Source organism: Pseudomonas fluorescens, from assembly GCF_902497745.1.
Lineage (GTDB): Bacteria > Pseudomonadota > Gammaproteobacteria > Pseudomonadales > Pseudomonadaceae > Aquipseudomonas > Aquipseudomonas fluorescens_BM.
Genome location: NZ_CABVHJ010000009.1, coordinates 96,037 through 108,089 on the forward strand (window position 1 = coordinate 96,037; position 12,053 = coordinate 108,089).

The 12,053-nt window shown below is 62.7% G+C and carries 1 protein-coding gene (running past one end of the window); it reads left to right on the forward strand.

Going from position 1 to position 12,053, the window contains the following annotated elements; all coding sequences use genetic code 11:
* Positions 1–12,053 carry the 5' portion of a non-ribosomal peptide synthetase gene (locus tag F8N44_RS15920; protein WP_150650970.1) on the forward strand. 361 nt of this gene lie beyond the right edge of the window, so only the first 12,053 of its 12,414 coding nucleotides appear in the window; the start codon lies at positions 1–3; its stop codon lies off the right edge, out of view.

A 12,053-nucleotide genomic window follows, 5' to 3' on the forward strand; every position in this document is an offset into this window, starting at 1 on the left:
ATGAATGCTGAAGACTCCCTGAAACTTGCTCGCCGGTTTATCGGGCTGCCCCTGGAAAAGCGCCAGATGTTCCTCGCGGCCTTGCAGAAGGAAGGGGTGGATTTTTCCCGGTTTCCGATTCCCGTTGGCGTCGAGGCCGAGGATCGTCAGGCGCTGTCCTATGCCCAGCAACGCATGTGGTTTCTCTGGCATCTGGATCCGCAAAGCGGTGCTTACAACTTGCCGGCGGCGGTGCGTCTGACCGGGCGCCTGAATCAGCCGGCGCTGGAGCAGGCGTTCGCCAGCCTGATCGAACGCCACGAAACCCTGCGCACGGTGTTCCAGCAACAACCCGATGACAGCTTGCTGCAAGTGCCGCTGCAACAACCGCTGGATATTCAGCGCATCGACCTCAGTGCTTTGCCGGCGGCCGAGCGCGAAGCACGTGTCGCGGCTGCGGCCGAAGAGCAATCGCTGCTGCCGTTCGATCTGGCCCACGGCCCGCTGTTGCGCGTGCGCCTGCTGCAACTGGCCGAACAGGAACACGTGCTGCTGTTGACCCTGCATCACATCGTTTCCGATGGCTGGTCGATGAACGTGTTGATCGACGAGTTCTGCCGTTTCTACGACGCCCATGATCAGGGGCGGGTCGCTGAACTGCTGGCGATGACTGTGCAGTACAGCGATTACGCGCTGTGGCAACGGCGTTGGCTGGAGGCTGGCGAGCAACAGCGTCAACTCGATTACTGGCTGGCGCAAATGGGCGATGAGCACCCGGTGCTGGAGTTGCCGGTCGATCGTCCGCGCCCGGTCATACCGAGCAATCGCGGGCGTCGCCACGAGCACGTGGTGGACGCGGCGCTGGTCGAGCAACTGCGCGGTGTGGCGCGCCAGCACGGCGTCACGCTGTTCATGCTGCTGCTGGGCACCTTCAATATTCTGCTGCACCGGTACACCGGTCAGAACGATCTGCGCGTCGGCGTGCCGATTGCCAACCGTAACCGCCGTGAGATCGAAGGCCTGATCGGTTTCTTCGTCAACACCCAGGTGCTGCGTGTACAGCTCGACGGTCAGACCGCATTCGCTGATCTGCTCAGTGCGCTCAAGGAAACCGCGCTTGGTGCTCAGGCGCATCAGGATCTGCCGTTCGAACGGCTGGTCGAGGCGCTGAAACTGGAGCGCAGCCTGAGTTACAACCCGCTGTTCCAGGTGATGTACAACCATCAGCCGGAAGTGGCCGACGTCACCACCCTCAAGGTTGGCAGTGGTCTGGAACTGGGCGTGATCGAATGGGAAAGTCGCAGCACCCAGTTCGACCTGAGCCTGGACACCTATGAAAAGGGCGGCCAGTTGCACGCCGCGTTCACCTATGCCAGCGACCTGTTCGACGGCGCAACCATCGAACGCATGGCGCAGCACTGGACGCATCTGCTGCACAGCATCGTCAACAATCCACAGCAACGGGTCGGCGAGATCGCTTTGCTGCAGGCGCAGGAGCTTGAGCAGCTGACGCAGGACTGGGGGCGTCACGACGCGACCTGGCCGAGCGAACGCCCGGTGCATGAGCTGTTTGAAGTGCAGACGGCGCAATCGCCGGATGCCATCGCGCTGATTTTCGACGGTCAGTCACTGACCTACGCTCAGCTCAATGCACGCGCCAATCGTCTGGCCCGCACATTGCTGGCGCAGGGCGTGGGCCCGGAAGTGCTGGTCGGCGTCGCGGTTGATCGGGGGCTGGAACTGATCGTTGCCCTACTTGCAGTGCTCAAGGCTGGCGGTGCCTATGTGCCGCTGGATCCGCAATACCCGCGTGACCGTTTGCTGTGCATGATCGAGGACAGTGGCAGTCGCTTGCTGCTGACCCAGAGCCATTTGCTTGAACGTCTGCCGGTGCCGCAAAACGTGCGCAGCCTGTGCCTGGATCAGGCCGAGGTTTGGCAGCACACGGACGAAAGCAATCCGCAGCGCGTGGTGTGGGCGGATAACCTTGCCTATGTGATGTTCACCTCCGGTTCCACCGGCCGCCCCAAAGGTGTCGGCATCAGCCACGGCGCGCTGAGCAAACACGCCTTTGCCTCGCAGCATTACTACGACTTGAGCGCCGCCGATTGCGCGCTGCAATTTGCCACGTTCAACTTCGATGCCTTTGGCGAGCAACTGTTCGGCCCACTGACCTGCGGCGCCTCGGTGCTGTTGCGCGGCAACGAGGTGTGGGACAGCGAAACCCTGTACCGCAACATCGTCGAATACGGCATCACGGTGATGGACTTGACCACCGCCTACTGGAACATGATCGCCAAGGAATTCGCCGCCGCCGGCCAACGTGATTACGCCGCGCTGCGTCAGGTGCACAGCGGTGGTGAAGCGATGCCGCCAGAAGGCGTGCAGGCCTGGCGACTGGCCGGGCTTGAGCACGTCAAACTGCTCAACACTTATGGCCCCACCGAAGCCACGGTCACGGCCACTACGCTCGATTGCAGCGATTACGTGTTCGGTCGTCAGCCGTTACCGCTGACCCTGCCCATCGGTCAGCCGTTGCCGGGACGTCATGCTTATCTGCTCGATGCCGATGGCCAACCGACGCCGATTGGCGTGGTCGGTGAGTTGCTGATCGGCGGCGAGCTGCTGGCGCGCGGATACTTCCAGCGTGCGGATTTGACCGCTGAACGTTTTATCCCTGATCCGTTTTCCACGGCGGGTGCGCGTCTTTACCGCACCGGCGACCTTGCGCGGTTCAATGCCCAAGGCCAGATCGAATACGTCGGTCGCGTGGATCATCAAGTAAAAATCCGTGGCTTCCGTATCGAGTTGGGCGAAGTCGAAGCGCGCCTGCTCGAACTCGAAGCAGTCAAAGAGGCCGTGGTGCTGGCGGTGCAGGGCGGCAGCAGTCTGCAATTGGTGGCCTATGTGGTGCCGACAGATGCCTCAGTGGTGGCAGCGTCGACCGAAGCCCAGGGCGCGGCACGCGAAACAATCAAGGCGCAGCTCAAGGACAGCCTGCCGGATTACATGGTGCCGACGCAGCTGCTGTTCCTTGACGCATTGCCACTGAGCCCCAACGGCAAGCTTGATCGCAAGGCCTTGCCGGCGCCGGACGCCAGTCAGATGCAGCAGGCGTTTGTGGCACCGCGCAGTGCGCTGGAACAGAAAATCGCTGGCATCTGGCAGGACGTACTCAAACTCGAACAGGTTGGTCTGAACGACAACTTCTTCGAGTTGGGCGGTGACTCGATCATCTCGATTCAAGTGGTCAGCCGTTCGCGTCAGGCCGGGATTCATTTCACCCCGCGCGATTTGTTCCAGCACCAGACCGTGCAAGGTCTGGCCAGCGTCGCCCAGCAAGGCAACGTCGGTGTGAGCATCGATCAGGGCCCGGTCAGCGGTGCGTTGCCGTTGCTGCCAATCCAGCAGGTTTTCTTCGCCGACGACATTCCCCAGCGTCATCACTGGAACCAGGCCGTGCTGCTGCGCAGTCATCAACCCCTGCAAGCCGATGCACTGTTGCAGGCGCTGAATGCCTTGTTGGCGCAGCATGATGTGTTGCGTTCGCGCTTCGTCGACAGCACTGACGGTTGGCGCGCAGACGTGGCGCCAGTGGCAGTCGAGCCTGAGTTGTTGTGGACGGCTGAGCCGTTGCCGACGGATGAACTGCAAGCGCTGTACGCCAAGGCCCAGCAGAGCCTGAGCCTGCAAAACGGTCCGCTGCTGCGCGCCGTCCTCGCCACCGTGGCCGATGGCAGTCAGCGTCTGCTGCTGGCAGTGCATCACCTGGCGGTGGACGGCGTGTCGTGGCGGATTCTGCTCGAAGACCTGCAACAGGCTTACCAGCAAGCGCTGCGAGGCGCGAGCATCCAATTGCCGGCCAAGACCAGTTCGTACAAGGCCTGGGGCGAGCGTCTGCAAGCCTATGCCGCCACCGACGCGGTGCAGGCCGAGTTGGGTTTCTGGCAGCAGCAACTAGAGGGCGCGGCGCTGGATCTGCCGTGCGATAACCCGCAGGGCAGTTTGCAAAGTCGCCACGCTCAGGTGCTGCACAGCCGTCTCGATAAAACGTTCACCCGGCAACTGCTGCAACAGGCACCGGCGGCGTACCGCACCCAGGTCAACGACCTGCTGCTGACCGCGCTGGCGCGGGTCATCTGCCGCTGGAGCGGGCACGCCGATACGTTGATTCAACTGGAAGGTCACGGGCGTGAAGACCTGTTCGACGACGTCGATCTGACCCGCACCGTCGGCTGGTTCACCAGCCTGTTCCCGGTGCGCCTGACCCCGGCCGATTCGCTGCCGGGGGCAATCAAGCAGATCAAGGAACAACTGCGCGCGATCCCCAACAAGGGCATCGGTTTTGGCGTGCTGCGTTACCTTGGCGACGAGTCAGTGCAGGCGAAACTCAAGGCGTTGCCAGTGCCGCGCATCACCTTCAACTACCTCGGCCAGTTCGACGGCAGTTTCGATGCCGAGGAGGGCGCGCTGTTCAGCCCGGCCGGTGAACGTGGCGGGCTGGAGCAAAGTCTCGAGGCGCCGCTGGACAACTGGCTGGGCGTCGAAGGTCAGGTCTACGACGGTGAGCTCGACCTGCGCTGGACCTTCAGCCGCGAGCAGTTCAACGAGGCGACCATCGCCCGTCTGGCCGACGAATATGCGGCTGAACTGCAAGCGCTGATCAGCCATTGCTGCGAGCCGCAATCGATGGGTGTTACGCCATCGGACTTCCCGCTGGCGCATATTGCCCAGGCACAACTGGATGCAATCCCGGTGGCCGCTGCCGGTATCGAAGACATCTATCCGCTGTCGCCAATGCAGCAAGGCATGTTGTTCCACACCTTGTACGAGCAGGGCACCGGCACCTACATCAACCAGCTCTGTGTGGATGTCGACGGGCTCGATCCCGAGCGTTTCCGCGCCGCGTGGCAGGCGACCATGGGCGCCCACGACATCCTGCGCAGTGGCTTTATCTGGCAGGGCGAACTGCAGGAACAACTGCAAATCATCCATCGCCGTCTCGAATTGCCGTACACGCTGCTCGACTGGCGCGCGCGTACCGACATCGCTCAGGCGCTCAAAGATTTCACCGCCGCCGATCTCGCTCAGGGTTTCGATCTGACCGAGGCCGGACTGCTGCGGGTGACGCTGATTCAAGTCGCCGATCAGCGCCATCACCTGATCTTCACCAACCACCACATCCTCATGGACGGCTGGAGCAGCGCGCAGATGCTCGGCGAGGTGCTGCAGCGTTATGCCGGGCAACAACCGCCACGTCCGCTGAGCCGCTACGCCGATTACATTCAGTGGCTGCAACGTCAGGACGGTGCCGTCAGCGAAGCGTTCTGGCTGGCGCAACTGGCCGACTTCCACGAACCGACCGTGCTGGCGCAAGCTGCGGCGGGTGGCGGGGAAGTGCGTGCCGAGCGCGGGCATTCCCTCAAGCATTACCAGCTCGATGCGGCGCGCACGCAACGCCTGAATGAGTTCGCCCGGAAGCAGAAAGTCACCGCCAATACCTTGGTGCAAGCCGCGTGGTTGCTGCTGTTGCAGCGTTACACCGGCAGTGCCTGCGTGGCCTTCGGCACCACCGTCGCCGGGCGTCCGGCGGAATTGGTTGGTATCGAGCAGCAAGTCGGCCTGTTCATCAACACGCTGCCGGTGATTGCCGGTTCGCGTCCGGATCAAACCGTTGCCGCCTGGCTGGCGGCGGTGCAGGCGCAGAACCTCAGCCTGCGCGAATTCGAACACACGCCGCTGGCGAATATTCAGCGTTGGGCCGGGCAGGGCGGCGAGTCGCTGTTCGACACGCTGCTGGTGTTCGAGAATTTCCCGATTTCCGAAGCGCTGCAACACGGCACCGCGCAAGGCGTGGTGTTCGGCGAAGTGGCCAATCAGGATCAGACTCACTATCCGCTGACCCTGGGCGTGACGCTGGGCGAAACCCTCGCGTTGCACATGAGTTTTGATCAGGCGCATTTCAGCGTTGCGACCATTGAGCGCCTGAGCGCGCAACTGCTGCACCTGCTGGAGCAATTCGCCGAATCCGCCGAGCGTCGTCTCGGTGAGATTGCCTTGGCAACGGCTGAGGAGCACACCCGGCAGATCCTCGAAAATCAACCGCAGGCCTACCCGGTCGATCTCGCTGTACATCAGCGTTATGCGCGCCTGGCGGCGCAACAGCCGGATCGCACCGCGGTGATTTTCGACGGCAAGCATTTCAGCTACGGCGAAATCGACACCCGTGCCAACCGCCTCGCCCATGAACTGGTGGCGCGTGGCGTTGGCGCCGAAGTGCGTGTCGGTGTTGCGCTGCCGCGCAGCGAAGGCCTGATTGTCGCGCTGCTGGCGGTGCTCAAGGCGGGCGGCGCGTATGTGCCGCTGGACACCAGTTACCCGCGTGAGCGTCTGGCGTATCTGATGCAGGATTCCGGCTTGGCGTTGTTGCTGAGCGATTCGCGGGTGACGGCGCAATTGCCGATCGCGGACACATTGACCGTGCTGGAACTCGATCACCTCGACCTCAGCGCGCATCCGGCGCAGGCGCCGATCGTTGCACTGGATCCGCATAACCTGGCGTACGTGATCTACACCTCCGGTTCCACTGGCAACCCGAAAGGCGTCAGCGTCACTCACGGCCCGCTGGCCATGCACTGCCTGGCCATCGGCGAGCGCTACGAAATGCGCGACAGCGATTGCGAGTTCCACTTCATGTCGTTCGCTTTCGACGGCGCCCACGAGCGCTGGCTGACCAGCCTGACCCACGGCGGCTCGCTGCTGATTCGCGACGACAGCCTGTGGACACCGGAGCAGACCTACAACGCAATGATCGAACACGGCGTGACCGTGGTCGCGTTCCCGCCGGTGTACCTGCAACAACTGGCCGAGCACGCCGAACGTGTCGGCAATCCACCGAAAGTGCGCATCTACTGCTTCGGCGGTGATGCGGTGCCGAATGCCAGTTTCGAACGGGTCAAGCGTGCGCTGAATCCCGAGTACATCATCAATGGTTACGGCCCGACCGAAACCGTGGTCACGCCGCTGATCTGGAAGGCCGGTCGCGATGAGCCATGTGGCGCCGCGTACGCGCCGATCGGCAGCCGCATCGGTGATCGCAGCGCTTACGTGCTGGACGCCGATCTGAACCTGTTGCCGCAAGGCATGGCCGGCGAGTTGTATCTGGGCGGCAGCGGCGTGGCGCGGGGTTATCTGAACCGTCCGGCAATGACCGCCGAACGTTTTGTCGCTGACCCGTTCAGCCGCAGCGGCGGTGTGCTGTATCGCACTGGCGACCTGGTGCGCCAGCGCGCCGATGGCACGTTCGACTACCTGGAACGGATCGACAATCAGGTAAAAATCCGTGGCTTCCGCATTGAACTGGGCGAGATCGAAGCCAGTCTGCAAGCCCTCGACGACGTGCGCGAAGCGGTGGTCGTGGCGCAGGAAAGCGCTGGCAGCAAACGCTTGGTCGCGTACGTGGTCAGCGATTCGCCGCGTGAGGATTTCGCCGAGCAATTGCGTGAGCAACTCAAAGCCACGTTGCCAGCGCACATGGTCCCGGCGTACGTGTTGCGTCTGGAGCGCATGCCACTGACACCGAACGGCAAGCTCGATCGCAAGAACCTGCCGAAACCGGATGTCAGCCAATTGCAGCAAGTCTATGTCGCGCCGCAAAGTGCGCTGGAGCAGCAACTGGCAACGATCTGGCAGGACGTGCTCAAGCTCGAACGAGTCGGCCTCAGCGACAACTTCTTCGAACTGGGCGGCGATTCGATCATCTCGATTCAAGTGGTCAGCCGTGCCCGTCAGGGCGGTTTGCGCTTCACCCCGAAAGATCTGTTCCAGCACCAGACCATTCAGGCGCTGGCCGCCGTGGTGCAAACCGGCGAGCCGCTGCAACTGATCGATCAGCAACCGGTGACCGGCGCAACCGCGCTGCTGCCGATTCATCAGTGGTTCTTCACCCAGCCGATTCCCGATCGTCACCACTGGAACCAGTCGGTGATGCTCAAACCGGCGCAGGCGCTGGATGCGCAGGTGCTGGAACAAGCGCTGGACGCGCTGGTGGTGCACCACGACAGCCTGCGGCTGAATTTTGCCGAGCAGACGCGGGGCTGGTCGGCGCAGTACCGCGATGTCGCGACGCAAGCAGGGGAAACCATTCTGTGGCAAGTCGAGGTCGCTGATCTGGCGGCGCTTGAGGTGTTGGGCAATCAGGCCCAGCGCAGCCTGCAACTGAGCGGCGGTTCGCTGATTCGCGCGGTGCTGGCGAACCTTGCCGACGGCACTCAACGACTGCTGCTGGTGGTTCACCACTTGGTGGTCGACGGCGTGTCGTGGCGGATTTTGTTCGAAGATCTGCAAAGCGCTTATCGGCAGATTCTGGCGGGTGCTGCCGTGCAATTGCCGGCCAAGACCAGTGCCGTCAAAGCCTGGGCCGAGGCGCTGCAAGGCTACGCCGCCAGCGCGCCGTTGCAGGCCGAACTGGGTTTCTGGCAGCAACAGCTGCAAGGTGCCTCGACTGCATTGCCGTGCGATAACCCGCAAGGTGCTCAGCAACACAATCAGGCGCAATCGATCCGCACGCAACTGGACAAAACCCTGACCCGTCAGCTGTTGCAGGAAGCCCCAGCGGCCTACCGCACGCAAGTCAACGACCTGCTGCTGACCGCACTGGCGCGAGTGATGGTGCGCTGGACCGGCGACGACAGTGTGCTGGTGCAACTCGAAGGCCATGGCCGCGAAGACTTGTTCGACAACGTCGACCTGACCCGCACCGTTGGCTGGTTCACCAGCGTGTTCCCGGCACGCTTGGTGCCGGTCGCTGATCTCGGCGCTTCGCTGAAACAGATCAAGGAACAACTGCGCGCGATCCCCAACAAAGGCATCGGCTTCGGCGCTCTCGCGCACCTTGGCGACGCCGCTGCACAGCAAGCGTTGCAAGCCCTGCCGAAACCGCGCCTGACCTTCAACTACCTCGGCCAGTTCGACGGCAGCTTCGATGCCGGCGACGACGCCTTGTTCGTGCCGACCAGCGAGTCGGGCGGTGAAGAGGTGAACATGGCCGGCCCGTTGGGCAGCCCGTTGGCGCTGGACGGTAAAGTGTTTGGCGGCGAGCTGGATCTGAGCTGGACATTCAGCAGCGAGATGTTCAACCCGGCGACGATCCAGCGTCTGGCCGACGATTACCTGCAAGAGCTCACCGCGCTGATCGCGCATTGCTGCGACAGCGCCAACCGAGGCGTGACCCCTTCGGACTTCCCGTTGGCCACGCTGACTCAGGCGCAACTGGACGTGCTGGTGCAACAACCGCAACGCGTCGATGACATCTACCCGTTGTCGCCGATGCAGCAAGGCATGTTGTTCCACACCTTGCTCGAACAGGGCGGTGGCGACTACATCAACCAGATGCGTCTGGACGTCGATGGCGTCGACCCGCAGCGTTTCCGCGCCGCGTGGCAAGCGGTGGTCGATGCCCATGACATTCTGCGCACCGGGTTCTTCTGGCAGGGCGATCTGCAGCAACCGGTGCAAGTGGTGCAGCGTCATCTCGACGTGCCGTTCCGTATCCTCGACTGGCGCGCGCAGCCGGATCTCGACGCTGCGCTGCAAACCCTCGCCGATGAGGAGCGTGCGCAAGGTCTGGATCTGACCGCTGCTCCACTGATGCGTCTGGTTCTGGTGCGTACCGCTACTGATCGTCATCACCTGATCTATACCAACCATCACATCCTCATGGACGGCTGGAGCAGCGCGCAGTTGCTCGGCGAAGTGCTGCAGCATTACAGCGGTGAAGCGGTGGCCCGGCCGAGTGGGCGTTATCGCGATTACATTGGCTGGTTGCAACGTCAGGATGCGGCGGTGGCACAAGTGTATTGGCAGACTGCGCTGGCTGATCTGCAAGAACCGACACGCCTGGCCCACGCTATCGCCAAGCCGCACGACGGCCTCGCGGTGGTCGGTTACGGCGATCATTTCCAGACGCTCAACGCTGATCTGACCCGACGTCTTGGCGAGTTCGCGCGCGCTTCGAAAGTTACCGTCAACACGCTGGTGCAGGCCGCATGGTTGCTGCTGTTGCAGCGCTACACCGGCAAGGACTGCGTGGCGTTCGGGGCAACGGTTGCCGGGCGTCCGGCGGATCTGCCGGGGGCCGAACAGCAGATCGGTCTGTTCATCAACACCCTGCCAGTGATTGCTGCGCCACAACCGCAACAAAGTCTGGCGGCGTGGCTGCAAGCGGTGCAGGCGCAGAACCTGCAACTGCGCGAATTCGAGCACACGCCATTGGCGGATATCCAGCGCTGGGCCGGGCAGGGCGGTGACGCACTGTTCGACAGCCTGATGGTGTTCGAGAACTACCCGATTGCCGAGGCACTGGCGCAGGGGGCGCCGCAAGGTCTGCGTTTCGGCCCGGTCATCAACCATGAACAGACCAACTACCCGCTGACGCTGCTGGTGCACATGGGCGCTGAGCTTTCGGTGCATTTCAGCTATCAGCGTGACTGCTTTGCAGATGCCAGTGTGGCGCAGCTGGGTGTGCACCTTGAGCACTTGCTGAGCCAGATGAGCGAGGCGGGTGAGCGCTCGCTCAGCGAGTTGCAGCTGATCGAGCAAGTGGCAACCGTTGCCGGCGAATTCGCCACGCCGCTGTGCATCCATCACGGTATCGCTCGCCAGGTGGCGGCGAGCCCGGATGCACTGGCGGTGACCTTCGGCACTGTGCAACTGACTTACGCGCAACTGGACGCGCAGGCCAACCGTCTGGCGCACAAACTGATCGAGTTGGGTGTCGGCCCGGAAGTGCGGGTGGGTGTGGCGATGCCGCGTTCCGAGCAATTGCTGATTGCCTTGCTGGCGGTGCTCAAGGCGGGCGCCGCTTACGTGCCGCTGGATCCGGATTACCCGGCCGATCGCGTCGCTTACATGCTCGAAGACAGTCGCGCGCGGGTACTCCTGACCGAGCAAGCCGTTGCCGAAACCCTGAGCGTGCCGGGCCAAACCCAAGTGTTGCTGATGGATCAGTTGTCGCTGAATGGCTATCCGACGCATGCGCCGCAAACGTTGGTGCAGCCAGACAACCTTGCCTACGTGATCTACACCTCCGGTTCCACCGGCAAACCAAAAGGCGTGGCCATCGCCCATCGCAACGTCATGGCGCTGATCGACTGGTCAGCCCAGGTCTACAGCTGCGACGATATTCAAGGCGTGCTGGCTTCGACCTCGGTGTGTTTCGACCTGTCGGTGTGGGAGCTGTTTGTAACGCTGGCCAACGGTGGTTCGCTGATCATCGCGCGCAACGCACTGGAGCTGCCGCAACTGCCGGCGCGTGATCAGGTTCGCCTGATCAACACCGTGCCGTCGGCCATCGCTGCACTGCAACGCGCCGGGCAGATTCCATCGAGCGTGCGCATCATCAATCTGGCAGGTGAGCCGCTCAAGCAAGGGCTGGTTGACGCTTTGTATGAGCAGTCGACCGTTGAGCACGTTTACGACCTGTATGGCCCGTCGGAAGACACCACCTATTCGACCTGGACTCGCCGCACTGTCGCTGGCCAGGCGCGCATCGGGCGTGCTCTCGACCACAGTGCCAGTCATCTGCTCGACGCCGATCTGCAGGTTGTCCCGCAAGGCGTTTCGGCGGAGCTGTACCTGTCCGGCGCCGGTATCACGCGCGGTTATCTGGGGCGTGCGGCGATGACCGCCGAGCGCTTTGTACCGAACTCGTTCGTCGGCAGTGGCCAGCGTATGTACCGCACTGGTGACCTGATCCGTGAACGCGAAAACGGTGATCTGGAGTACATGGGCCGGATCGACCATCAGGTGAAAATTCGTGGATTCCGCATCGAACTGGGCGAGATCGAGGCGCGATTGCTCGCTCAACCTGCGGTCACCGAAGCGGCGGTGCTGGCCGTCGACAGCGAGGCTGGCGCGCAACTGGTGGCCTACGTGGTCGCCCCGCAACTGGATCTTTACGACGGCGAAGCGCAACGGCAACTGCGCGACGGACTAAAGACTGGCCTCAAGTCTTCGTTACCTGACTACATGATTCCCGCGCACCTGCTGTTCCTTGAGCAGTTGCCACTGACCCC